Source organism: Myroides oncorhynchi (assembly GCF_020905415.1).
Lineage (GTDB): Bacteria > Bacteroidota > Bacteroidia > Flavobacteriales > Flavobacteriaceae > Flavobacterium > Flavobacterium oncorhynchi_A.
The window spans coordinates 1,921,185-1,947,369 of the sequence record NZ_JAJJMP010000001.1; the positions used below are offsets into that span (position 1 = coordinate 1,921,185).

The following is a 26,185-nucleotide window of genomic DNA, read 5'->3' on the forward strand; positions in this document are numbered from 1 at the left end:
TTATGAAAAAGGCAAAGTTTATTGAGTACAGTACAGATAAGCAGTGTGTGTTATCATTAGATAAAACAACACTGATAACAGAGAATATAAATAATGGTAAAAGCAGAACCACTGAGAAGACCATGTCAAATGATGAAGCAGGACTTAAGGAGTATGATAAGAAGAGGTTTGCTACTTTAAAGAAAGGGTACGTGGAGTTAAATGATAAGCCTAAAAAGGGAGAGGCGTTCATGCATTATTACGTGGGTGGTGGATATACGGGATGTTTGTCTTTTACAAAAGTGGCAGATGCGTTCTATATATATAAATGTGTGGAGGATAATGTAGATGTGATAATGTGTGTCGATAAGGCTGGTAGGGTGATAAGAGAAGATATTAGTGTGGCTAAACGACTAGTATGGGACATGGAGTATATTAGTTCATCTAATGAAATACTATTAGATCTAGATCATCATATTTATTTATACAATGTAGATACAGGAGAGTTTACTAAAGTCTTAGAAAGTCCTAAGCGCGCAAGTAATAGTGTGTTGACTATTTTAAACAATCAAATTGCTTTTGGTTCAGGAAAGCAACTAAAGGTTTGGAGTAGGCAGAAGGAGGATGTGTTTGTTAGGGAGTTGACGTTGGCAGATTATCATCATAATACTCCGTTTAGTATTGCATTGACAGGTGATGGGAAGCTACTCGCTATACATACAAAAGTAGGAGAAATAGAAGTGATAGAAATAAGCACAGGAGAAGTTGTTCAAATAATTAAAGGTGGTTTTGAAATAGTAAAACAGATGAGGTTCGTGGAAGATGGGACTACTTTAGCGATAAGAGAGATGTATGGTGACTGGGCACTTTATTTTTATAGTGTCACTACTGGAGAAATGATAGAGAAGAAAGGTTTACAGATAGTTAATCATGTACGTTCTCATCAGGTAGATGCTTTCTGTTTTAATGAAGATGAGAGTCTCTTAGTTCAAAAGAATATGACGACTGCTTATGTGTTCGATTATAGGAAAGAAAAACTGTTATATAGTTTTGAACTTGAACATTGTGTGAAGAGTGCTGAGTTAAAGATTATAGAGGAACAGCTAGCAGTACGTACTGACTATGGATGTTTTAGTTTATATAGGGTGTAATTGAGAATTGCTTTTATGTTATGTTTGTTTTTTATATAAAATACGTTCTTAACTTAGATTAAGTGCGTTAGGGGGTGAGAGGTTATACATTTGTACCATACAAAACGCTACTGATAATAAGTAGCGATAATCTTAAAAAAAATATTATGGCAAATACAGTTTGGAATATCGACCCTACACATTCAGAAATAGGATTTAAAGTAAAACACATGATGTTTACTAATGTATCAGGAAAGTTTAATGAATTTACTTCTACAGTTACAAATAAAGAAGAAGGATTTGAGACTTCAGAGATTTCATTTACAGCTAAAGTTGCATCAATAGATACAAATAATGTAGATAGAGATAATCACTTGAGAAGTGCAGATTTCTTTGAAGTTGAAGAGCATGAAGACATTACCTTTGCATCAACAGATGTACAGAAAAAGTCAGTTAATGATTATGTTATTACTGGGCTAATGACTATTAAGGGAGTGACTAAAGAAGTAGTATTTAATGCAGAATACAGTGGGTTATTAACTGATCCATGGGGAAATACTAAGATAGCTTTATCATTAGAAGGAAAGATTAATCGTAAAGAGTTTGGTCTTGGATGGAATACTGCTTTAGAAACAGGAGGGGTATTAGTCGGTGAGGATATTAAGTTATTCGCAGAGGTACAGTTCGCTAAAGCTTAATGAGTGACAACAGAAATAACAATATAAATAAAGCTCCAATGAACGATCTCATTGGAGCTTTATTTATATCTGTTAGAAACTACTTAGCTTCATGTATCCTAGTTCTATATGGTCTTCTATTAGAGATTCTGTAGAAGGAGTTATTGCGATAGCGTATTGTCGTCGAAAATCTTCGTTTAAGATTTCGTCTATCTCATAGATATCATCTACATCTAGCCCGTATTTATTGTCTACATGACTATATCCTCTCGGAGGTAAGTTGTACTCTTCGTAGAACGCTGTACTCTTTACATATTGAATAGCATCTTTCTGACTATTAGCCACTACTAGACACGTCTGGTGAAACTCGTCAAATATTCCAGGTTTATATCCACCTAGATTGATAAAGAATAGTTTTAGGTCATTACTGACATAGTCTTCTCTATTGACTACTTCTATTTTATAATTTTGAACAGTGTTTACTTCTTTCCATGCATCTATGTGTAGTTTAGGTCCTGCTTCACTCCAGAAGGCAGCTACTTGTGGAATCAGATCTTTAATCTCATTACCTATACCGAAGTAGATATCGTGTTGTTCTATATGACGACCTTTAGGTGTAGCACCTAACATAATCATAAATAGATGATTAGTCATGTTTAACTAGTTTGTTTTGAATACGATCTAATATACTTATATAATCTTCTTGATTAGCGACGAAATCCATATCTGATATATCGACAATCAGTACTTTATCAGCGTGCATCGATTTAATATAATTAAAGTATCCTTGGTTTACTTGATCTAGATAAGTACCAGGAATTTCGCTTTCATAAGAACGACCACGTTTCTGGATATTCTCTAGTAAGCGATCTGTATTTTGGTATAGATATACATATAAGTCAGGCTTAGGAGTTTCTTTATACATAATCTCAAAGACCTGCTTATAAAGGTTAAATTCATCATCCTCAAGTGTGATTTGAGCGAAGATAATAGACTTGTAGATATAATAATCAGCTATGATAAATTCTTTAAACAAATCGAACTGTGCTAAGTCATCTGATAATTGTGAGTATCTATCTGCTAAGAATGACATTTCTAAAGGGAATGCGTATCTAGTAGCATCTTTATAGAACTTAGGTAAGAATGGATTATCCGCGAACCCTTCTAGTATATGTTTTGCATTAAAATCTTCTGAGATACGGTTGGTCAAGGTTGTCTTACCCGCACCTATATTGCCTTCGATAGCGATGAAGTTAACATTAGTAAAACCATATTGCAGTAAAGGACTAGCGATGTTACCTACTATTTTAAAAGCTGTTTTATCTTTACAGTTGTTCAGTAATTCTTTGAAACTTTGTTTTAAGATAGGATGTTCCCATTCTAAGTTTAGATCTGATGCAGGTAGAAGAACGAATTGCCTTTCTTGCATTAGAGGATGAGGTACTGATAAGTTATCTGTATTATACACTTCTTGGTTGAAAGATATAACATCAATGTCTATGATACGAGCACTGTACCCCACTTTGTCAAGAGGGCGTATTCTGCCAAGCATTTGTTCAGTTTCTAATACTTTTAGGATAACCGTTTGTGCATTAAGTGTACTGTGGATTAAAATAGCACAATTAAAAAAAGGATCACTCTCAAAACCCCAAGCAGGAAATTCGTAAATAGGAGATATTTTTATGACTGTACCAATATGCTTGTTAATCAGTTCGATAGAATTCTCTATATTAGATAATCTATCTCCTTGATTAGAGCCTATTGATAATACTATTTGATTTTGCGTAAACATGGGGCAAAGTAAATAAAAGTAAATTGAATAAGCGTTACTTTTGTAACAGTTAATAATGCAAATTTACGGGTATAATCTGTAACTTTTTTTATAATTTGAATACTAATAAGATAAATTGTTTTTAATATGAGATTTTTAAGAAATGTTTTAGCTACAATAGTAGGACTATTTATATTCTTCGGAGTATTGTTCTTTGGGATGATAGCTGTAGGCGCAGCTATGGGAAGTAGCTCAGATAAAGTAATGGTAAAGGATAATTCTGTTATTAATTTAGATTTGTCAGGAGTTAAGTATGACTATGCAGGAAAGTTTAACTATAAAGACTTTGGCTTTGTTGACGCAGGTAAGGATGGATTGTCAGATGTCTTAGCCGCTATTGAATATGCTAAAACTGATGATAGAATTAAGGGGATTTCTATTCTGAATAATGAATCTCAACTAGGTATAGTACAACGACGTGAGGTTAGAAAAAAGTTAGAAGAGTTTAAGAAGAGTGGTAAGTTTGTTTTAGCGTATGCTAATGTTTATTCACAAGGAGAGTATTATTTAAACTCAGTAGCTGATACAGTGTACTTGAATCCAGTTGGAGCATTAGACTTTAAAGGATTGTCTACTGAAATTCTATATTTAAAAGGGTTACAAGAAAAGACAGGTGTACAGATGGAGGTGATAAGACATGGTAAATATAAAAGTGCTGTAGAACCTTATATCGAGGATAAAATGAGTGATGCTAATAGAGAGCAAACAACAGTGTTTTTAAATTCTATTTGGGAAACTATTGTAGGAGATATTGCTCAAAGTAGAAAAATACCAGTAGATAGCTTGAATGCTATTGCAAATAAACTTTCTGCAAGAACATCACCTCGAGCATTAAAAGTTGGTTTAGTAGATAAGGTTGTCTATGAAGACGAATACCACGCAGCTATAAAAAAAGCATTAAAAGTAGAGGGAGATAAAGATTATAATACAATAGATATTCTTGATTATGCTAAAGATTTAATATTAAAAGATTTAGGTAAAGTATCAGAAGATAAAATAGCTGTAATCTATGCACAAGGACAAATACTGAGTGGGGAAGGAAGTGTTAGTTATGTTGGAGAAGGATCTATTAATAGAGCATTGAAGGCTGCTCGTACTGATGATAAAGTAAAAGCAATTGTCTTAAGAGTAAATAGTCCAGGTGGTAGTGCTTTAACTTCTGAATTGATTTGGAGAGAAATTGAATTAACTAAAAAAGTTAAACCAGTAATCGTCTCTATGGGGGATGTAGCGGCATCTGGGGGGTATTATATTGCGTGTAATGCTGATCGCATATTTGCAGATCCAAGTACAATCACTGGTTCGATAGGAGTATTTGGTATGGTACCTAACTTTAAGTCATTAGCAACTAAGTATGGAGTGAATGCAGAACAAGTAAAGACACATGATAATGCTGCTAATTATAGTCCATTCAGAGATGTAGATCCTGCTTTTAAAATGGTAGTAACAGAGGGAATTGAGGATATCTATACTACGTTCGTGCAGAGAGTAGCAGACGGTAGAAAATTAACAGTAGCCCAAGTTGATGAGTTAGCTCAAGGACGAGTATGGACAGGAAAGGATGCTTTAAAAAACAAATTAGTAGATGAGTTAGGTGGATTAGATAATGCTATCACATATGCTGCTAAAAAAGTAGAAATTGATAGTTACAAAGTTGTAAATTATCCAGAGTATAAAATGAAGTTTGAAGACTTACTGAGAAATTATCTAGGATCTTCTATGTTGAAAACAGAGGAACAGCTAATCAAAGAGAAGATAGGAGAAGCAAATTATGAAATGATGGAAAGGCTGAACTATTTTAATAATATGAAAGGAATTCAAGCTATTATGCCTTTTGAGTTAAAAATAGATTAGTATAAAAATATAAAGCAAAATCGAAAAGAGTCATTCCTATTACTAGGGAATGGCTCTTTTTTTTGTTATTTTGTAAATAAAATAAAGTAGTTATGAATAAGAAAGTTGTAAAGTGGATAGGTGGTATAGTGTTAGGTCTAGTCTTATTACTTATGCTATCACCTATTTTGTTTAAAGGAAAAATACAAGATTTAGTTCTTAAAAGTATTCATGATAATCTAAATGCAAAAGTAACCTTTGAAAAGGTAAACGTGAGTTTTATACGTAATTTTCCTAAAGCTACAGTGATAGTTAAAGATATCGCTGTAGTAAATAAAGAACCTTTTGCAGGAGATACACTTTTCTATGCAAATAACATCAAACTTAAGATGTCTATTATGGAGCTGTTTAATGGAGAGAAAGAACCAATGAACATAGAAGAGATCTTAATTGAAAATGCTAAAGCTAATATTATCGTTAATGAGCAGGGGGTGGCGAACTACGATATAGCGATTAAAGATGATGAGGATAAGGAAGATGATGATAAAGATAGCAAGCCGTTCTCTCTTGCGTTAAAGCACTATCAGGTAGATAACCTAACGGTGTCATATAAAGACTTAGGTAGTAAGATGGAGTTTGGTATCAAAGAATTATATCACCAAGGAACTGGTAATATGACTGCTGATCTATTAGATCTAGATACAGAGTCTAAAGCCAAAATATCATTTTCTATGGAAGGGACGAAGTTTCTAAATGAGGTTAATTTGTCTCTTAAGGCGTTGATCGGTATGGATATGGAGAATCAAGTATATTCTTTTAAGAAGAACCAAGCATTGATTAATCAATTGCCTTTAGAGTTTGACGGTTCGATTAAGCTATTAGATAATGGACAAGAATATGATTTGACTTTTGCTACTCCTGATTCTGATTTCAAGAATTTCTTAGGGTTGATACCAGAAGCTTATGCGGGCAATTTAAATGGAGTGACTACGACAGGTGATTTTAAAGTGGCTGGTAAGGTGAAAGGAGCGATGACTGAAACGACTATACCTACGATGGATATAAAAATGAACGCTACTAATGCGTCATTTAAATATCCTGACCTACCTAAGGCAGTACAGAATATTATGCTAGATGTGAATGTGATGAATCAAACTGGTTTGATAAAGGATATGTATATTGATATTAATAAAATGTCTTTTAAGATCGATCAGGATGTATTTAATGCAAAAGCAAATATTAAGAATATCAGTGAAAATGTATTAGTTGATGCTAATTTCGATGGTATAATTAATCTAGCTAATGTGGCAAAAGCGTATCCTGTAAAAGTAGATACACCACTTACAGGTATTTTACGTGCTAAAGTAGCAACTGTCTTTGATATGCAATCTGTAGAGAAAGAACAGTATCAGAATATTAAGAATAGTGGAAGCGCGGCATTGACAGGCTTTAATTATAGTGCAGAGGCTATGGCTAAACCTCTATTAATACAAGAAGCTGCTCTTACTTTTAATACAAGTAACGTCACACTTAATAAGCTTGCTCTTAAGACTGGAAGCACAGACTTGAGTGCTGATGGACGTTTAGATAACTTATATGGTTTCTTATTTAATAAACAGACGCTGAAAGGTAACTTTAATCTGCATTCGAATAACTTCATCTTAGCTGATTTGTTAAAAGAAGATATAGCTAATCTGGAAGAGAAAAAAGAAAAAAATACAACAGCAAAGACTGCTGAACCACTTAAGATACCTGGGTTCTTAGATTGTACTATTAACGCAAATGCCAATACTGTAGTGTATGATAACCTTACGCTGAAGAATGTAAAAGGTCGTTTAATCATTAAAGATGAAGTAGCACTATTAGAGAATATGTCCACTAACATATTTGGTGGTGCAATGGCATTTGCAGGTAAAGTATCTACCAAAGAAGCTGTTCCTACATTTAATATGAACTTAGGATTGCAGAGTCTTGATGTTAAACAAACATTTACTGATTTAGAATTCTTAAAAGCCATAGCACCTATTGCTAGTGTGGTATCAGGTAAAGTAAATGCTATTGTGGATATGCAAGGTAAACTTAAGGCGGATGATCTTTCTCCTGAACTAAATTCATTGTCAGGGGATATAAAAGGGGATTTAGCTAATGCAGTGATAAGTGGACAGAACTCTAAATTACTTTCTTCATTAGATGGGGCTTTGAGTTTTATAGATATGAAGAAGATTGATTTGAGTAATAAGAAAATGCATATTGTATTTAACAATGGGCGTGTACAGTTTAAACCTTTTGATATTAAAACAAAAGAGTTGGCTGTCACGGTATCTGGCGAACACGGTTTTGACCAGACGTTAAACTACGCATTAGATTTTAAAGTACCTGCAAAACTGTTAGGAAGTGATGTCGCTAATGCATTGGCAATGTTAGGACCTAAGTCTAATGGTAAATTTGATGAGATACCTGTAAAAGTAGGAGTGACAGGTAACTTTGCTAATCCTAAGGTATCTGCTAATATGGCGGATGTAGCCAAGAACATTACTAATCAAATTCTTGAGGAACAAAAGAATCAGTTAGTTGATAAAGGTAAAGATGCTTTAATAGATATTCTTGGAGGTAAAAAGGATAAGGGAACGAATGAAGATGGAACTGCTAAGAAAAGTGATACTGAAGAAACAGTTGATAAGATTAGTGAAGGGTTAAAAGGCCTATTTGGTAAGAAGAAGAAAGAATAATAGGGACATAGCTTTTGGTACAGTGTCCAACCAATAAACAGAACGAGCTCCCTAGTGGAGCTCGTTTTGTTTATTGGAATCTATTAGATTACTTCTATGTTGACCATATATCCCTCATACGTACGGATATTAAATACAGTACCGTCTTCGAATAATAAGTATTGTCCTTTTACACCTTTAAGTTTACCTTGGTAAGAAGGTGTTTTGTCAAGATTAAGGCTTGCTATCTTAGTAGGGAACTGTAATACCGGATACTCTAGATTGAAAACAGAAGAGTTCGTTTGATCGAAGTAAGGTTTCGCTTCTTCAGGTAACTTATCTTTTAGTGTATTTCTTATTTCCTCTAGATTTGTTTCTAAGACTTCATTTTGAAGCATTTTACGCCAATTCGTCTTATCAGTGAACATATCCTTTAGTGCCACCTCAGTAATCCCTGCTAAGTATCTATTAGGTACTTCTACGATCTCAATAGCCTTAGATGCTCCTTGATCTATCCATCTCGTAGGTACTTGCGTTTTTCTTGTTACCCCTACTTTTACGTCACTAGCTACTGCTAGATAGACGATATGAGGTTGTAGTTGTACTTTTGTTTCGTATTCTAAATCTCTATCTTCTATCCCTAGATGAGCTTTACTTAATTCGGGGCGCATAATCCAGTCACCTACTTGAGCACTAGAGTAAAAACACTCATAACAAAACCCTTGTCTAAAGATCTTTTTTTGTTGTCCACAGTTTAAACATTCATAACCAGTGAAGTCAATCTTAATCGTTCTGTCAAGAATTTGATTAATATTAATGAAGTTGTTTTTAAATACTAAATAGTATTCAATAGGGCTGTTAAATTCCGTCTGCATTTTGTTTAAAACTCCTTCGTATTGCATAGATAAAATTGTTATTTTTGGATAAGTGGTAAAAGTACGAAAAACATTGGCTACTGTAATTACTATCTTTTCACAATGAAAAGCTTAGAGATTTGATTAATAAACAAGATATGGCATTTACAATTATTAATTCTATTGCTTCGTGGATACTGAAGAAGAGAATTCACCAGATAGACTTATTTAGAAAGTACCCAAATGAAGTGCAGAATGATTTGTTTTTGAATTTGATAAAGACAAATGAGAAAACTGTACTAGGTAAAGAGTTCGGCTATGAAAGCATTAAGAACTACAAAACTTTCTCTGAAAGAGTGCCCTTGTTTAAATACGAAGAGTTCGAACCCTATATAGAACGGTCTCGTCAGGGGGAAAGTAATATTTTCTGGCCAGAACCAATTAGGTGGTTTGCTAAATCTAGTGGAACGACGAATGCTAAAAGTAAGTTTATTCCTGTTAGCAACGAAGCATTAGAAAATTGTCATTATAAAGCAGCGAAAGACTTGCTGTGTTTATATTTGAATAACAACGAGAACTCTCAATTGTTTACAGGGAAAAGCCTTCGCCTTGGAGGTAGTAAACAGCTATATGAAGATAAGAATACTTTCTTTGGCGATTTGTCTGCCATCTTAATAGATAATATGCCTTTCTGGGCAGAGTTAAGTAGTACCCCTAGTAATAAGACTTCTCTTATGTCTGAGTGGGAGAGTAAGATGAAAGCCATAATCACTGAAGTTAGAAATGAGAATGTTACGAGTTTTGCTGGTGTACCTTCGTGGATGTTGGTTTTGTTTAATCGCATTATCCAAGAGACAGGACGTGAGGATTTATTAGAGCTATGGCCTAATGCAGAGGTTTACTTCCACGGAGGAGTTAGTTTCGAACCTTATAAAGATCAATACAAGAAGTTGTTGCCTAGTGGTAACTTTAGATATTACGAGATATATAACGCCTCAGAGGGGTTCTTTGCTATCCAAGATCAGAATGATTGTAACGAGCTATTGCTAATGTTAGATTATGGTATATTCTATGAGTTTATTCCGATGGATACTTTTGGTCAGACTCATCAGAGAATCATACCTTTATCAGAAGTAGAAATAGGGAAGAACTATGCGATAGTAATCACTACTAATGCAGGATTAGTTCGTTATTTAATAGGGGATACGGTGAGATTCACTAGTTTATTACCTTATAGAATAAAGATAACGGGCAGAACTAAGCACTTTATTAATGTATTTGGAGAAGAGTTAATGATCGAAAATACAGATAGAGCATTAGCGAAGACTTGTGCAGAGTTTAATGCTGAGGTGGCAGAGTATACAGTAGCACCTATTTTTATGATTGGCAAAGAAAAAGGAGCGCATGAATGGATAGTTGAGTTTACTAAAGCACCTGATAATATACAATTATTCGGAGAGGTGTTAGATAGGAATCTACAAGCTCTGAATTCGGACTATGAGGCTAAGCGTACGAATAATATGACATTAAATCCGTTAGTGCTTCATAGCGCACGTAAAAACTTGTTCTATGATTGGTTAAAAAATAACAATAAACTAGGAGGACAACATAAAGTACCTCGCTTATCGAATGAGCGAAATCTACTAGAAGAATTATTGTCTATGTAGGTTATATTGGTATAGGAATTATAGATTTATATTAGAATCAGATAAAGCATTCACTAGGTGGATGCTTTTTTTAATCCTGAAAAAATATAGGTATAAAAAAAACCTCGCTTAGCGAGGTTTTCTTTATTTTTCAGCAATGCTAAAATTATTTAGCAGCTTCTTCTGTAGCTGGAGCTTCTGTAGCAGGAGCTTCTTCAGTTGCAGGAGCTTCTTCAGTTACTGGAGCAACTTCTTCAGTTACTGGAGCTTCTTCAGTTACTACTTCTTCAGTTACTACTGTTTCTGCTTCTGGTTCTTTTGCAGTTTCTTTACAAGAAACGAAAGATACTCCCATCATTGCTACTAAAGCAACGCTTAATGCGATTTTTTTCATCTTACTAAATTATAAAAGTTAATTATTAATTCGTGGACAAATATAGGAATTTTTTGGTTCGCAAAACTTTTTTTGAATATTTTTTTTTATTTTTTAATGTATTGCAAATCAAAGTGTTGTCTACTTGTTTTTCTTAGGTTCAACTAATTTCATCTCATCAATTAGATGTTTTGCATCCGCAAACTTGTCAATGATGAATAAAATGTATCTAGCATCGACCATAATGTTACGACAAATAGAAGGGTCATAATAAATATCACTCATCGTTCCTTCCCAAACTCTGTCAAAATTTAGACCGATTAAATTACCATGTGCATCTAAAACAGGGCTACCTGAGTTACCTCCTGTAGTGTGGTTAGTCGCAATGAAGTTTATAGGTAATTTACCATTGTCTGCATACTGACCATAGTCTTTATTATTATACAGTTCTACTAGCTTAGCAGGTACGTCAAATTCGTAGTCATTAGGTACGTATTTTTCCATTATACCTTCTAAGTGAGTCACTGGTTCATAGTACGTTGCATCCTTAGGGAAGTAACCATCTACTTTACCATAAGTAACGCGTAATGTACTGTTAGCATCAGGGAAGATTCTAGCGTCTGGATAAAGCTCTAATTGGGCTTTCATAAACGTGCGTTGAAGTGCAGCTATCTCTCTGTCTAATTCTTCATATTTAGGTAATACATTAGACATATAATTTTCGATAAGTGCCTTAGCGAATACATATCCTTTATCACTATTGATATTCTTGATTACTTGATCAGCATTTCCTTCTAATAGTTGTTTGAATCCTTCATAAGAAGTCAATTTACTATTCGCATAGATATCTTTAGTAATAGCAGAGATATTCGCATCTTTTAATTCTTTTGGTAAGAACTGTTTTGGAGCATCTTTAGCATACATAGATACGATAGATTCAAATACTTTTTCATCTACAGCTTTGCTATAGTTTTTGTAGAACTTGTCTTGTCCTTTAATAAGGTTAGCACGTCTAGATTCAAAAGACTTCTCATTAGAAGCATAACTTTCTAAAGCGTACACTTTATATGCAGCAGCTAATAACTCAGTATTGCGTTGTACTACCTCTGTGAAGTAATCTCTACTTACAGCATAAGGAGTAATGTCTTTATACAGTTTTTCGAACTTAGGTAAGATTTCAGCATATGCTTTTGTGTTTTTACCTTTCTTAGCTCTTTCGATAAATCCTTTCTCGAAGTCTTGTTTTGCTTGTACTGCATTTGTTTTCTTTAAACCAAGACTTTCACCGATCCATTTTTTCCAATAGTTAGCAGTGCTTGCATATTTAGAAGCATATTGGATTTTGATATTTTGATCAGCACGCATAAACTCGTCAGTAATCTTAAGCGCTTTATCACGGATACCTATTCTTACAGGGTTTAAATCATTTACGATTTGTTCCACAGCATAAGATGGTAAGTATTCTTGTGTTCTACCTGGGTAACCGAATACCATTGTAAAGTCTCCTTCTTCTACACCACTAAGTGAAATAGGGAAGAAATGTTTAGGACGGTAAGGTACATTATCTTTAGAATAAGTAGCAGGTTTGTTATCCTTATCAGCATAGATTCTGAATAAAGAGAAATCTCCTGTATGACGTGGCCATACCCAGTTATCTGTATCAGAACCAAATTTTCCGATAGATGATGGTGGAGCACCTACTAAACGTACATCTTTAAAAGTCTCTGTAACGAAGATGATATATTGATTTCCTTCATAGAATGACTTGATTTTGTTATCTTGCCATTTCTCTTTTGGAAAAGAAGCTACAGTTTTAGCTATATTTTCAGATATTTTAGCTTGTTTTTGGATTTCAGTATCCTTGTCTTTAATCCCTGCCATTACTTCCTTAGTCACATCCTCGATACGAACGATAAAAGTAACTTCTAAGTTTTCGTTTGGTAACTCCTGAGCCATAGACTTTGCCCAGAATCCATTCGCTAAGTAATCATTCTCAACAGATGAGTGAGACTGGATCTGTCCATATCCACAGTGGTGATTAGTCAATAGAAGACCTTGAGGAGAAATAACTTCAGAAGAACATCCACCATTAAAGTGTGGCGCAGCATCTTTCATACTTGATTTGTTCACATCGTAGATATCACTCACAGACATCTTCATACCAAGGCTTTTCATCTCTGTTTCATTCATCCCCTTTAATAGAGATGGAATCCACATACCCCCTTGTTGTGCATAGATAGGCAGAGCTATCAGTATTACAAGAGCCTTAAATAGATTTGTAATCTTTTTATTCATAAAAGTGTTAGTTAGAATTGAATTCGTTGGCAAGATACAATTTTACAAGTGAACCCTAAAATCCAAATTGTTAACTTCTATAACTCAACTGTGAGGTTGGTTTATCAGTATTTTGTGTTATGTGATTGTATATTGGTAGGCAAGTGATCGGTAGGTGGTTGGCTTTATTATAGTATTTTTCAGCCGAGCATATGCCTATCACCTAATGCCCCCTATTTCAGGACAAAAAACACCACTTATAACGAAGTGTTCGTTGAGATAACTATTTGGTAGTGGTTTATCATTAGGTAATTAATGATAGAGGTGCTTTAGGTCGCCTATTAAAAAGGATTATACAGAATAGGGAATGGAAAAATTAGCTTAATGATGCTTAATACATAAATGATTTTGTACATTGTGGATTGATAACTATAAAGATAGATTAGATGAATACCTATATATTAAGTAATGGTGTGAAGATACCTCAGTTGGGATTTGGGACGTGGAAGGCGGCAGAGGGAGAGCAAGCTGAGAATGCAGTACTATGTGCTATATCAGAAGGCTATAGACATATAGATACAGCTTCGTTTTATAAGAATGAGGTTAGTATCGGTAGGGCTATCGCTAAGTCAGGTGTGCCTAGAGAAGAGTTATTTATAACGACTAAGCTGTGGAATGCGGATAGGGGATATGAGCAGACGCTAAAGGCATTTGATCTATCGTTAGCTAATCTGGGAGTAGCGTATTTAGATTTATATCTGATACACTGGCCTGCTAGTGCTCATCAGTTTGCTAATTGGAAGGAGATAAATGCAGATACTTGGCGTGCATTAGAGCATTTATATAAGGAGGGAAAGGTGAAGGCTATCGGTGTGAGTAACTTCTATGTACATCACTTAGAGGCGCTTTTTGAAACTGCAGTGATTAAGCCGATGGTTAATCAGATTGAGTTTCACCCTGGGTTTATGCAGGAGCAAGTAGTAAGGTTCTGTCAGGAGCGATCTATACTGATAGAAGCGTGGAGCCCTATCGGTAGAGGGAATATTCTAGATAATGCTATTTTGCTCGCTATGGCATTAAAATACGGTGTGACTGTACCCCAACTTGTCCTTCAGTGGATAATCCAAAAAGGGCATCTTCCAATGCCAAAATCAGTGACTCCACAACGCATAAAGGAGAATATTCAGATTAATAAAATCATAATAAGTGAAGAAGATGTTGTGGTAGTGGATAATTTGCCTTATATTGGTGGTTCAGGATTAAATCCTGATCAAGTTGACTTTTAAACCAAAAGTTCACGATAAGTACGATTATTAATTCATATAAAAAAGGTAAGTAAACACCACGTTTACTTACCTTTTTACTTTTATTGAATATGTTTTATAATTTTGTCAGTAGCATTTTTGTTTTTGAGTATAAAATGGTTACTCGTTTCTCCTAGTTTGACTCTTTTTGCCTCATCTTGTAGTAAATCATTGAAGATGTGGTCTAGGTCGGACTGAGAATTCACTACGATACAACTACCTAAAGTTATCATATCCTTAGCTTCTTGGAACTTTTTATAATTTGGACCTATGATTACTGGTACTCCATAAGTAGCCGCTTCAAGGATATTGTGAATACCAGCACCAAAACCTCCACCTATATAGGCGATATCTGCATAACTGTATGCTTTAGTAAGGATAGAATACGCATCTATGATGTAGACGCGATACTGCGTTAGGTCTTTATCTTGGTGTTCGCTGTGTAATACAGTTGGTACAGTTAGACTCTGTACTAGATTATTGATTTGTTCTTTCTTTATATTATGAGGAGCGAAGATGAACTTGATATTCTCATCTTCTACCTTATTAATATAGGTAGCTAGTAACTTCTCGTCTTCTGGCCATGAACTTCCAATAACAATGGTTTTGGTTGTCTTATGATTAGTGAAATCTTCTAAAAATAATAGCGTGTTATCGTGCTCTAATATCTGAGATACTCTATCGAAGCGTGTATCTCCTACTACTTCTACATTCGTATAATGGAGCTGGTTAAGCAATGACTTAGAAACTTCATTTTGCACAAAGTAATAAGTGAATGCACTCAATGCTTTTCTATAAAACCCGCCATACCACTTAAAGAATACCTGATCTGGTCTAAATATTCCTGAGACTAGATAAGTTGGTGTATTTCGTTTGTGTAATTGATTTAAGTAATTAGGCCAATATTCATATTTAACAAAGAACACTTTCTCAGGATGACATAGTTTTAAGAATTGCTTAGCATTAGCTATTGTATCCATAGGAAGATATAGTGTTGCATCGGCAATAGTATTGTTTTTCTTTACTTCATACCCTGATGGAGAGAAGAATGTTAGTACGATCTTATGTGAGGGGAACTTTACTTTTAATTGTTCCATAATAGGAAGCCCTTGTTCATATTCACCTAATGAAGCTACGTGTACCCAAAACACTTGATCTGTGGCAGATATACGTTCTTGAAGTATTTTAAAGGATTGTTTTCTTCCTGATACAAATAGGCTTATTTTTTTGTTGAACAGCGCGATAATTTGTATGAAAAAGATAGAAATATAGGTCAGTAGATTATATAGAAAAAACATAGGTAAATCTTTATTGAGCGAAATTACGTTTCTTTTGATAAAGTTTGGGCTTTGGGTTAAAGAATTTATTATTTTTGTAAGGATAACTAATATCGAAACAGAATGCTATTTGTATATGCAACTAGTTGGTTACTATATAAGTAGTTGAAAAGATATAAAAGACAATTAGAATGAGAAAAATTCAAATGGTTGACTTGAAAGGTCAATATGAAGGAATAAAGGAAGAAGTGAATCAATCGATTCAAGAAATATTAGAATCTTCTGCCTATATCAACGGACCACAAGTACACGCATTTCAAGCTAATCTAGAGAAGTATTTAGGTGTTAAGCACGTTATACCGTGTGCTAATGGTACTGATGCTCTTCAGATTGCTATGATGGGACTAGGGTTAAAACCTGGTGACGAGGTGATCACTGCTGACTTTACTTTCGCTGCTACAGTAGAGGTAATCGCATTGTTACAATTGACTCCGGTATTAGTAGATGTTTGTCCTGAGACATTCAATATCTCTATTGAGGCTATCGAGAAAGCAATTACTCCTAAGACTAAAGCTATCGTACCTGTTCACTTATTTGGACAGTCTGCTGATATGGATGCCATCATGAAATTAGCAGAGAAACATAATTTATACGTTATCGAAGACAACGCACAAGGTATCGGAGCTAACTATACTTACCCTGATGGTAAAGTAGTGAAGACTGGTGCTATCGGACATGTGGCTGCTACTTCATTCTTCCCATCTAAGAACTTAGGTTGTTATGGAGACGGTGGAGCTATATTCACTAATGATGATGCATTAGCACATACATTAAGAGGTATCGTAAATCATGGTATGTATGAGCGTTACCACCATGATGTAGTAGGGGTGAACTCTCGTTTAGACAGTATTCAAGCTGCTGTATTAAATGCTAAGTTACCTAACTTAGACGCGTATAATGTAGCTAGACGTACTGCTGCTCAGAAGTATTCTGCTGCTTTAGCTAATCATGTTAATATCATTACTCCTAAAGTAGATGGTAATGAGAACAGTCACGTATTCCACCAATATACACTTCGTATCGTGAATGCTGATCGCGATGGACTATTAGCTCACTTACAAGGTAAAGGTATTCCATGTGCAATATACTATCCAATACCGTTACACAATCAAAAAGCGTATTTAGACGCTCGTTATAACGAGGCTGACTTCCCTATCACTAATCAGTTAGTAAAAGAAGTTCTTTCTTTGCCAATGCATACTGAATTAGATGATGAGCAAATCAAAGTAATCACTGATGAGATTAAAGCATTCTTAGGATAATCATTGAGAATTATAAATACGAAAAAGCAGACTATTATAGTCTGCTTTTTTTGTTGGTATAGGTTATTACTCTTTAGTATTTAGAATAATTACAAACGATACTAAAGCACAACTTAGTAATGAGATGGCTACGATACTCATAGATCCATTATTAAGACTATTCAGTAATATAGATGTCATAAATGTAAAGGCTAGCTGAGAAGCTCCGAAAAGAGCTGAGGCAGTACCTGACTCTGCTTTAAAAGGTGCTAATGCTAATGTGGTAGTTGTAGGGAATAATAATCCTAACGGCAGTACGAAAAAGAACAAGGGAATCAGCTGTATATAGATGTTTAGTTGTAATTCTATGAATAACCATAAGAGTAGTGCTGCTATAATCTGTATACTAGTTCCTAGTTTTATTATATTTTTAGGTGATAATCTTTTTCTCAAGACAGAGGATGTTAAGAAAGATCCCAACATTAGTCCACAAGAGTTTCCCATAAAGACAAAGCTAAAGTGTGTGCTTGATAGTCCTCCTGCTTCCATGACAAGTACAGGAGAGTTAGAGATGTAAAGCATTAGGCAACTAAATGTAATACTTCCTATAATGGTGTATGTGATAAATACTTTGTTCTTAAATAGATTAATGTAGTTAGTCAATATACTAGATACATTTAACGAAGTCAATCTGTTAGAATAATCTTCCTTTAAAAAAGAAACTGTCATACATATACTCAAAGTGGCAAATAATGCCATAGCAGTAAATACTTGTCTCCAATCAAAATATTTTAATATAATATTACCTAGTATAGGGGCAATAATAGGTGCTATACCACCGATTACGGCTAATATGCTGAATATCTTTAGGGTTTGGTCTTTTTCAAAACGCTTGTTCACGATTGCTCTTGCAATAACGACTCCGCCGCTACTCCCAAAGGCTTGTAAGAAACGGTACATCCACATAACCTTGATATCTTTAACAAAAATAACAGCTAAAGAAGATAGTATAAATATACTAAGACAGATAACAATAGGTTTCTTACTGCCATATTTATCAGATATAGGACCCCAAAATAATTGTCCTATAGCTAGTCCTCCTAAAAAAGTAGATAAGGATATTTGTACTTGATTGACTTCTGTGTTTAAGTCTGATGCTATTTTAGGAAAAGCTGGTAGATACATATCTATTGCTAAAGGACCTAATGCTGTAAGACTTATGAGTGTAAATATAAGAATCCACTCTTGGTAAGATAGTTTTTCCAATTAAATTGAGTTTAAAAAAAGCCCTTGGAATGATAAACCAAGGGCTATTTATATTGTACCTTAAATTTGCAACTCCCATTTACTGCGAATCAATTCTCCTTTACATAGCTTTAATTAATTCTATAACCACACTACAGTATGCTTTTATCATTAATTTTACTCTGTTTTGTATAATTTATTCTCGTTTAAATGTTTTCTGTCGATTTAAGGTTATATGTTATGCCTAATTATGCTGAGTGAGTTTCAGCATCTTTATTGATCTTCTTGATTAGTCCAACTAATACTTTACCAGGTCCAACCTCTGTAAATAAAGAAGCACCATCGGCAATCATTTGCTCTACAGATTGTGTCCATCTAACAGGAGCAGTTAACTGAAGAATAAGGTTTTTCTTGATTTGTTCAGCATCACTTACAGCGTTAGCTGTTACGTTTTGGTATACAGGGCAAGAAGGAGTATTAAAAGTAGTTGCTTCAATAGCAGCTGCTAGTTCTTCACGAGCTGGTTCCATCATAGGAGAGTGAAATGCACCACCTACAGGAAGTAACAAAGCTCTCTTCGCTCCAGCTTCTTTTAAAGCTTCGCATGCTTTCTCAACTGCAGTAGTTTCTCCAGAAATCACTAATTGACCAGGGCAGTTATAATTAGCTGCAACTACAACACCATCAATGTCAGCACATACTTTCTCTACGATATTGTCTTCTAAACCTAGAACAGCCGCCATTGTAGAAGGTGTTATTTCACAAGCTTTTTGCATAGCCATAGCTCTTTGAGAAACGAGCTTAAGTGCATCTTCGAAAGCAAGTGTTCCATTAGCTACTAAAGCAGAGAACTCTCCTAGCGAGTGCCCAGCTACCATTTCGGGTTTAAAGTCTTCTAATGTCTTAGCTAAGATAACCGAGTGTAAGAATACTGCTGGTTGAGTTACTTTAGTCTCTTTAAGTTCTTCGGCAGTACCTTCAAACATAATATCTGTAATTCTGAAACCAAGGATTTCGTTTGCTTTTTCGAACATCTCTTTAGCTAGTGGTGAGTTTTCGTATAAGTCTTTTCCCATTCCTGTGAATTGAGCTCCTTGACCTGGAAATACGTATGCTTTCATAAGTTTAGTTTTAAATTTTGTTAGGGCAAAAATAAGGTATTTTTATCAGTTAACCATATAGGCATAAAAAAAGCCATCTGATTATCAGATGGCTTTTTTCTTATAGTTTTAAAGTCTTATTGAAGAACTCCGATACGATTATCTTTAATCTTAGCGTTGTCTTTTAATACTTTTAAGATTTGCATTTGAGCTGCTCCTCTAACTGTGTTTTCTACTTTAGCTTTATAGCTAGCGTATCCACCCTTTAATTCAGGAGCTTTAGCTACATTTTTAGTTTTAATCATGTAGACACCTTGTAACCCATCAATAAGTTTAGAATCTTTATCTACAGCTGTAGCAAATGCAGTCCCTATAACTAATGGCTCATTACCAATATTAGTGATAAGTGGAGCAGCAATAGTAGCATCACTCATAGAAGCAATAGATGCTTTAGAATTATTAGAAACTTCTTGAATAGTAGCACCATTCATTTTCTTTCTAAGAATAACTGCTTTTTTCTCATTCATTAAGATAGGCTCTATGATAGTTCTAACTTCTTTTACAGGAGCTAAACCACTGTCGTTTTTAGTCGTTACTTTAACTATAATGTGACCATCAGCATTATCAAATCGTTTGATAGCGTTATCTTTAGTTTCTTTGTTGAAAGCCCAAGAAATAATTCCTCTTTGATTACCAGCACCTGGTAAGAATTCCTCAAATGGTCTAACAGTAACATTGTTTTGAGTTGTAAACCCAAGACCTTCTGCTGTAGCAATAAAGTCTTTAGCAGTAGGAGCATCTTGTTCTAACTGAGTTGCTTTAGTGAATAATTCATCAGCAGTTACATCAGATACTTCTATTTTACGAGCTACAGTAGCTAATTTAGCACCTTCTTTTTTATCATTTACTTGAATGATGTGGTATCCAAAGTCAGTTTCAACTAAACCAATACTACCTATAGCATTGTTGAAAATGAAGTTATCAAATGGTTTAACCATTTGTCCTCTTGGAATATCTTCATATTTACCACCATTGTTTTTAGAACCTGGATCCTCTGAAGTTAATAATGCTTCAGTAGCAAATGAAGAAGGAGTAGCTTTAACTTTTGCTAAAATTTCTTCAGCTTTAGTTTTAGCTTCTTCTTTAGTTCTAGTAGCTCCTTGAGATTGCGATCCTGCAAAACCAATTAAGATGTGAGAAGCATCAACTCTCTGACCAGCTTTCTTGTCAATCATTCTAGTGATACAATAATACTCACCCATAATGTATGGTCCAAAGGTTTGACCAGGCGCCAAGTTGAATAATTCTTCTTGATATTCTAATGGAAGGTCTTTCTTAGTATAGTAAAGACTGTCAAATTTAATGTCTGAATTTGTATTTACAAACGTTTCAATATCTTTTACAGTTTTAAAACCAGGGATAGTATCGTTCTTTTTAGTAGAAGCATTATACTGAACCGTAGGCTTTAAGTATCCTTCAATAGTTTCTTTTACAGTTTCTTTATCAGAAGCTGAAGGTTGGCTAGGTAGGAATGCATATTGTAATTCACGAGTAGGATCAGATTTGAATCTATTACTGTGTTTTTTCATGAAATCAACAATCTCATTGTCAGAGATAGGTGTTTCTTCATTGTTTACTGTAGAATAAGGAACTGTTACATAGTCAAAAGAAACTTTATTGTTTTCGTTTGTATATGCATTTTTAGCTTCCACATTTGTAGTATAGATACCACCTTGAACTAATGAGAAATACATTTGTTCAAGACCAACTTTTTCAAGTTCTTTCTCATAAGCTAACCATGAATTCCATTGTTCTTGCCCCGCACTTTTCATCATAGCAACAAATTGATTGAATTTGTTAATGTCGAATTGTCCTAAAGCATTTTGAAATTCAGGATTATTAGCAAAGTTTGGATTGTTTTTTACAACGTTTACTAATTGGTCTTTACCAATTCTAATACCTAATTTTTCGAATTCATTAGATAATAAGATGTTGTTAACCTCACCATTCCAAATTGTAACACCTGCTTGGGTATTACTCATTTGACCTTGCTTTTCAGCCTGAGCTACCTTGTGTAAGAATTCTTGTGTGTTAATTTCTTCACCATCTACACTACCAATGTTTCTCGATAGTCCACCTCCCGTGCTTCTTACTACGTCGCCAATAACGAATGCTAATAGAGCAATACCTATTACGGCAATTAACAGAGCGGATTTTTGTCTAATTTTTGATAAAACTGCCATGCTTTTTTATTATGTGTAATTTTTTTCAGTGAGCGAAAATACAATTATCTATTTAATAATAAAAGTAGTAGTGCTATTATTTTAGTAGTTTTATTAAGTTTTTATTGGGATTTAAGATTTATTTTTTTTTAGAATTTACAAATGCAATTGAATTTGAACGATTTTAATTGATAATAGGGGTGGAATAGTTTAATGAAAAAGGGATGAGTTCGTAAACTCATCCCTTTTATAATTAGTTCTTTTGCTTGTAATGATTCTCCATTCTTTTTGCATATTTTCTTCTAAAGAAGAACATGAAAATCGCAAAAACTGTTGCGGCTAAACTTAACCATATATCGTAATTACTTGCGATCAGTTTTGTAATAATATCATATATAAACAATGCTGCTATAAAAAGATAAAAATAAGGTATAATGTGAAGTGGTTTCATTTATTTGTTTTTGTTATCTACACTTTCAGCGTAGCTATTTGTAGCTTTTACTTTAGTCATCTTAGTGTCAAAATCGACACCTATTCCTTTAGTGAAATTTACACTATCTGTTGATGCTTTGTACTTTCCTTCTGTGAAAAACCATTCGTTTTTTTGGTCATAATACAGTTGATCAGAATTTAATTTCTTGCCATCATGCGTTGTTATTATCACATTACCTTGCAAATCAATCAAATCTGTTTTAGTATATCGGATTGCGTAATCTGCCACAACCGTATTTTTATTATTCTCTTTGTCAAAAATAGTTAGATGTATTCCCTTAGGAAATTCTGTGAAAGGAAATTTAACATTGCTGTAATCTAACATTTTTGGGCTTACTAATATCGCTTTTACTTTGCCAGAATCTATGTATTGACCAGTCATGTTTTCAACTTCACTTGCAGGGAAAAAACTTACTTTGTTAAAATTCTGTATTTCCTTAAACTTGCTTTCACATGAAAGTATCGAGGTTAATATAATACTAATTAGTAGTATTCCTAAGGATTTAGAAATTAGTTTCATCATATTAGCTTAGTACAATTTGATTAATCAAAACGTCTTTTTTGGAACCAAAGATCATTTAATGAGAAACCTACATTTATACTGAAGTAGTTCTCTTTCGTTAAACCATTGTTTTTAGTTCCTCTGCTACCATACTCAAAGCCAATATTTAAATTCGTGAATTTTCTTGGATCACCAATAGGAAAACCAAATCCAGCGGTAACTGCCATGTCTTTTATTGATTGGTCACGCAGTACTAATCCTGTATTCTCGTACTTAAATCCTGCTCTATAAACAATTCTATCAAAATAGCTTGTAAAAGAATTGTATTTTGGAATGTAGAAACCTCCAACAGTGAATCTATTAGAATTTTCATAACTAGCTAGAGTGCTTGTATTCCATGTATCTGATAGTTTGCTATTTTGTGTGAAAGTATATTGTCCACTCACAAACCATTTTAGATCCTTTCCAATACCTGCTCCCATAGAGAGTACTTGAGGATTAGTTATTTTTTTTGAAGCATCTACTAGTATAGTTTGATCTACAACTGAGTTTATCTTTATAACTTGAAGTTGTGTTAGATTATCATTGGTCCATTTTGTTTCTGGGCTATATGTTACATTTGCCTGTACATCATACTCTTTTAATTTACCTGTATACTGAGCAGATACATTAAATGAAAAACCTTTATAGTCTAGTTTTCTATATTCTCTTGTTATATTTTGAAGTGAAGAACCATCACCTATATCAGTGATGTTTTCATATAAATCATTTTTAGTATTACCAAAATGGTATCCAGCATCAAAACCAAAAGACAAATTCTTGTTTAATTCATAACCAGCACCTACGAAAGCTTTGTTTATTCCTCCATTACCTTCATATTTTGAATTTATTTTTTGACCTTGTGGATTCAGCCTTTCCCCTTCCATTTTATAACCAACATTAGAATAAGGTAATAAACCGAATATTACACCAAATTTTTTAGCAATAGGCAAACCTACTACTACATAGTCGATAGTTTGTCTAGTGGCATTGTCAGTGTTATTATCATTTTTGAAGTTATAAGAAGTTGATGTTGCTCCTAATGAAAAGGTAGTTCTTTTTAACTTACTAAATGAAGCGGGATTTTTTAAATTTATATGAATACTATCTGCGTATACACTCGTTCCCCCCATTGCTTTGTATTCATTGGTACCATTATAATTAACATTACCTACACCATAGTAAGAGTATGGAGATGCATCGCCTTGTTGAGCTAGAGCGGCTGTACCGCATAGTAGACTTAGGCTAAAGAAGATTTTTTTTATCATTTTCAATTATGTATTGATATAAATTGTTCAGACTTTCTAGTAAGAAGTTTGAATTAGCAAATATGACATTTTTTAATCTTTTGACCAAAAAAAGTGTATCACCTCCTGTCAAAATTATTTTAATATCAGGATATAAGGATTTGTATTGATTAATTATACCATCAATTTCTTGTGTAATACCATTAATAACTCCTGAATGTATAGATTGGTCTGTTTGGTTGCCAATTAAATAATCAATATCGATTGGTGAAAGTAGGGGGAGTTTTTCTGTATAGTGATTAAGTGCTTTATATCTAAGTAACAAACCAGGGGAGATGGCTCCTCCTAAATATTCATTTCTGTGATTGATGAATTCATATGTTATACAAGTTCCCGCATCTATAACTAATCGATTACAATTAGGATGCTGTAAAACTGCTCCAGCAGCTAGTACCATTCGATCAATACCTAATGTACTAGGAGTTGCATATAGATTTTTGAAGGGAAATATACTTTCATGTGAAATAATTATTATTTCAGTGTTTTTTTTTAACCAATCAAATGTTTGAGTATTTAGCTTTCCAACGCTTGAAAGGATTATTTTTGTCTTAGAAGTATTTTTTTCTAATATTTCTATTATTTTTTTTTCAAAAAAAACTTGTTCGAAAACTTGAGTCTCTAAAACTGTATCTTTTTCAAACATAGCTATTTTGGTTCTGGTGTTTCCTATATCAATTGCTATAATCATAGTGTTCTTCTTGTGTTAGACAAAGGTAGTAAATGATTTTTTTTATAAAAAGTTTTGGAAGAATGAAAATCTGTTATATATTTGCAACCGCTTAGCAGAACAAGATTGTTCTCTTCTAAAAGCCAATTGGTGCCTTAGCTCAGTTGGTAGAGCAATGGACTGAAAATCCATGTGTCCCTGGTTCGATTCCTGGAGGCACCACAAAATTTGCTTTTAGTTGTTAGTTTTTAAGAAGGTGCCTTAGCTCAGTTGGTAGAGCAATGGACTGAAAATCCATGTGTCCCTGGTTCGATTCCTGGAGGCACCACAATTTAAACATTAAGCGTATATTAAAAAGGTGCCTTAGCTCAGTTGGTAGAGCAATGGACTGAAAATCCATGTGTCCCTGGTTCGATTCCTGGAGGCACCACAGAAAAACCGCTATATATAGCGGTTTTTTTTATGCCTAATTATGAATAATAGTCAAAAGGGATCAATCTCAAAAGTTGTGTTTACGCATAAAGCTTAGTCAATCTGTATAAGAAGAAATCAATATCTCTTACTCCTCTAAATTGAGCTCTGAATGCTTTAATTTTGGCATTCTTCAAGAGTGGCTCAAGAGCTCTTCAATAAAAAGGTTTATAGAAGAGCAATATTTGCTGTAATGTTGAAGAGATAATGGATTATAGTCAAAAGTAGTGATTTAGAAATTTATTTGAAATAATAGCTCACCAATAGTGACTAAGAAGTCTTCACTAAAAAGGATTTATAGTGGAAAAATATTTGGGTAATATTGAAGAAATATTGACGTTTTTTATGTCTAGTATTAGATATAAAAAAAAATAAAGTCACTTTTTAAAGTGACTTTATATAATTATTTATTAAGAGTTTCGTATTCCATTGTTACACGTTTAAGCTCTATTTCTTGCTTTTTAATGTTAGTTTGAAGATCTAATAAGGTGCTTTTTTCTTTTAGTTCTTGGATAGGAGTCAGTTTGCCTGATGCTTTTTTCTGTAAGAACTTGTTGTTTCTAGTATTGTACTTGTCTTGTGCGTTCTGTAATCGAACAGTTTGTTTGCTAACTCTTTTTTGACTTTGTAAAACTTCCTTTTGTCTTTTTAACTCTGCTTTATGCTCTTTTTCTTTTTGTTTTTGAGCTTGCATTTCAGCTTTGTGTTGAGCTTTGGCAATTTTCTGATCTTGTTCTAACTGCTTAGCAGCATCAAGATCATTTTGTAACTTAATTGCTTCTAATTGTTGTGCGTTTTCTACTGATACTTGTTCATTAGCTAGTGATTCTAATGAAGGGGTTTCTGTCTTAATTTCAGTAGTTTTGATTTCTTGTGCATTTGCAATAGAAGTTGTTGCTACGAATAGTGTAGCAAAAAATAGCATTCTCTTTTTCATTTTTGTGTGAATTGTA

20 protein-coding genes and 3 tRNA genes are annotated in these 26,185 nt (G+C 33.9%); 10 read left to right on the top strand and 13 right to left on the bottom strand.

Annotated features, from left to right (window positions below; translation table 11 throughout):
- Positions 1–2 precede the first annotated feature (2 nt).
- The gene (locus LNQ81_RS08505) at positions 3–1,130 is read left to right on the top strand and encodes a WD40 repeat domain-containing protein (protein WP_229945892.1); all 1,128 of its coding nucleotides are present in this window, start codon (positions 3–5) and stop codon (positions 1,128–1,130) included.
- A gap of 146 nt (positions 1,131–1,276) precedes the next feature.
- Positions 1,277–1,807: a YceI family protein gene (locus LNQ81_RS08510; RefSeq protein WP_229945894.1), complete on the top strand. Its 531-nt coding sequence runs from the start codon at positions 1,277–1,279 to the stop codon at positions 1,805–1,807.
- A gap of 72 nt (positions 1,808–1,879) precedes the next feature.
- Here LNQ81_RS08510 and LNQ81_RS08515 read toward each other — a convergent pair whose 3' ends face one another.
- Together LNQ81_RS08515 and folK are read right to left on the bottom strand one after the other, a co-directional pair.
- Positions 1,880–2,440, bottom strand: a complete 561-nt coding sequence (locus tag LNQ81_RS08515) for a DUF1543 domain-containing protein (RefSeq protein ID WP_229945895.1) — start codon at positions 2,438–2,440, stop codon at positions 1,880–1,882.
- On the bottom strand, positions 2,433–3,578 hold the full coding sequence (gene folK, locus LNQ81_RS08520) for a 2-amino-4-hydroxy-6-hydroxymethyldihydropteridine diphosphokinase (protein ID WP_229945897.1): 1,146 nt from the start codon (positions 3,576–3,578) through the stop codon (positions 2,433–2,435). Before folK ends, LNQ81_RS08515 begins: the two co-directional genes overlap by 8 nt.
- Before the next feature lie 126 nt (positions 3,579–3,704).
- Between folK and sppA the strand changes: the two genes are divergently transcribed.
- Positions 3,705–5,471, top strand: coding sequence for a signal peptide peptidase SppA (sppA, locus tag LNQ81_RS08525; protein ID WP_229945899.1), 1,767 nt, complete (start codon positions 3,705–3,707; stop codon positions 5,469–5,471).
- Positions 5,472–5,563: 92 nt separating this feature from the next.
- Complete coding sequence (locus LNQ81_RS08530) at positions 5,564–8,179, top strand: AsmA-like C-terminal region-containing protein (RefSeq protein WP_229945903.1); 2,616 nt, start codon at positions 5,564–5,566, stop codon at positions 8,177–8,179.
- A gap of 83 nt (positions 8,180–8,262) precedes the next feature.
- On the opposite strand, the gene LNQ81_RS08535 is transcribed toward LNQ81_RS08530, so the two are convergent.
- Positions 8,263–9,060, bottom strand: coding sequence for a DUF2797 domain-containing protein (locus tag LNQ81_RS08535; protein WP_229945905.1), 798 nt, complete (start codon positions 9,058–9,060; stop codon positions 8,263–8,265).
- Positions 9,061–9,170: 110 nt separating this feature from the next.
- Between LNQ81_RS08535 and LNQ81_RS08540 the strand changes: the two genes are divergently transcribed.
- Positions 9,171–10,679, top strand: a complete 1,509-nt coding sequence (locus LNQ81_RS08540; protein WP_229945907.1) for a GH3 auxin-responsive promoter family protein — start codon at positions 9,171–9,173, stop codon at positions 10,677–10,679.
- A gap of 145 nt (positions 10,680–10,824) precedes the next feature.
- Here LNQ81_RS08540 and LNQ81_RS08545 read toward each other — a convergent pair whose 3' ends face one another.
- Positions 10,825–11,052, bottom strand: coding sequence for a hypothetical protein (locus LNQ81_RS08545; RefSeq protein ID WP_229945908.1), 228 nt, complete (start codon positions 11,050–11,052; stop codon positions 10,825–10,827).
- Between the two features lie 120 nt (positions 11,053–11,172).
- Entirely contained in the window at positions 11,173–13,326 is a 2,154-nt protein-coding gene (locus LNQ81_RS08550; protein WP_229945910.1) for a S46 family peptidase, read from the bottom strand.
- 425 nt (positions 13,327–13,751) lie between these two features.
- Here LNQ81_RS08550 and LNQ81_RS08555 point away from each other — a divergent pair, with 425 nt between their 5' ends.
- On the top strand, positions 13,752–14,591 hold the full coding sequence (locus LNQ81_RS08555) for an aldo/keto reductase (RefSeq protein WP_229945912.1): 840 nt from the start codon (positions 13,752–13,754) through the stop codon (positions 14,589–14,591).
- An 80-nt stretch (positions 14,592–14,671) separates the two neighbouring features.
- On the opposite strand, the gene LNQ81_RS08560 is transcribed toward LNQ81_RS08555, so the two are convergent.
- The gene (locus tag LNQ81_RS08560) at positions 14,672–15,907 is read right to left on the bottom strand and encodes a 3-deoxy-D-manno-octulosonic acid transferase (RefSeq protein WP_229945914.1); all 1,236 of its coding nucleotides are present in this window, start codon (positions 15,905–15,907) and stop codon (positions 14,672–14,674) included.
- 170 nt (positions 15,908–16,077) lie between these two features.
- On the opposite strand from LNQ81_RS08560, the gene LNQ81_RS08565 reads away from it, so the two are divergent.
- Positions 16,078–17,208, top strand: coding sequence for a DegT/DnrJ/EryC1/StrS family aminotransferase (locus LNQ81_RS08565; RefSeq protein WP_229945916.1), 1,131 nt, complete (start codon positions 16,078–16,080; stop codon positions 17,206–17,208).
- Positions 17,209–17,274: 66 nt separating this feature from the next.
- Here the strand turns inward: LNQ81_RS08565 and LNQ81_RS08570 are convergent, their stop codons facing one another.
- The 6 genes from LNQ81_RS08570 to LNQ81_RS08595 form a co-directional block, all read right to left on the bottom strand.
- Positions 17,275–18,453 carry a multidrug effflux MFS transporter gene (locus tag LNQ81_RS08570; RefSeq protein WP_229945917.1) on the bottom strand — a complete coding sequence of 393 codons (1,179 nt, stop codon included), beginning with the start codon at positions 18,451–18,453 and terminating at the stop codon, positions 17,275–17,277.
- 227 nt (positions 18,454–18,680) lie between these two features.
- Positions 18,681–19,553 carry an ACP S-malonyltransferase gene (gene fabD / locus LNQ81_RS08575; protein WP_229945919.1) on the bottom strand — a complete coding sequence of 291 codons (873 nt, stop codon included), beginning with the start codon at positions 19,551–19,553 and terminating at the stop codon, positions 18,681–18,683.
- Between the two features lie 116 nt (positions 19,554–19,669).
- Entirely contained in the window at positions 19,670–21,775 is a 2,106-nt protein-coding gene (locus tag LNQ81_RS08580; protein ID WP_229945921.1) for a peptidylprolyl isomerase, read from the bottom strand.
- 430 nt (positions 21,776–22,205) lie between these two features.
- On the bottom strand, positions 22,206–22,769 hold the full coding sequence (lptC, locus tag LNQ81_RS08585; RefSeq protein ID WP_229945922.1) for an LPS export ABC transporter periplasmic protein LptC: 564 nt from the start codon (positions 22,767–22,769) through the stop codon (positions 22,206–22,208).
- Positions 22,770–22,789: 20 nt separating this feature from the next.
- A complete protein-coding gene (locus tag LNQ81_RS08590; RefSeq protein ID WP_229945924.1) occupies positions 22,790–24,055 on the bottom strand; it encodes a hypothetical protein in 1,266 nt (421 codons plus the stop codon).
- The gene (locus LNQ81_RS08595; RefSeq protein WP_229945926.1) at positions 24,033–24,782 is read right to left on the bottom strand and encodes a type III pantothenate kinase; all 750 of its coding nucleotides are present in this window, start codon (positions 24,780–24,782) and stop codon (positions 24,033–24,035) included. Before LNQ81_RS08595 ends, LNQ81_RS08590 begins: the two co-directional genes overlap by 23 nt.
- Positions 24,783–24,910: 128 nt before the next feature.
- Between LNQ81_RS08595 and LNQ81_RS08600 the strand changes: the two genes are divergently transcribed.
- From LNQ81_RS08600 to LNQ81_RS08610, 3 genes are all read left to right on the top strand, one after another.
- Positions 24,911–24,983 (top strand) — tRNA-Phe (locus tag LNQ81_RS08600).
- A gap of 33 nt (positions 24,984–25,016) precedes the next feature.
- A tRNA-Phe gene (locus tag LNQ81_RS08605) sits at positions 25,017–25,089 on the top strand.
- 29 nt (positions 25,090–25,118) lie between these two features.
- Positions 25,119–25,191, top strand: a tRNA-Phe gene (locus LNQ81_RS08610).
- Positions 25,192–25,635: 444 nt separating this feature from the next.
- On the opposite strand, the gene LNQ81_RS08615 is transcribed toward LNQ81_RS08610, so the two are convergent.
- The gene (locus LNQ81_RS08615) at positions 25,636–26,169 is read right to left on the bottom strand and encodes a hypothetical protein (RefSeq protein WP_229945929.1); all 534 of its coding nucleotides are present in this window, start codon (positions 26,167–26,169) and stop codon (positions 25,636–25,638) included.
- Between the last annotated feature and the right edge of the window lie 16 nt (positions 26,170–26,185).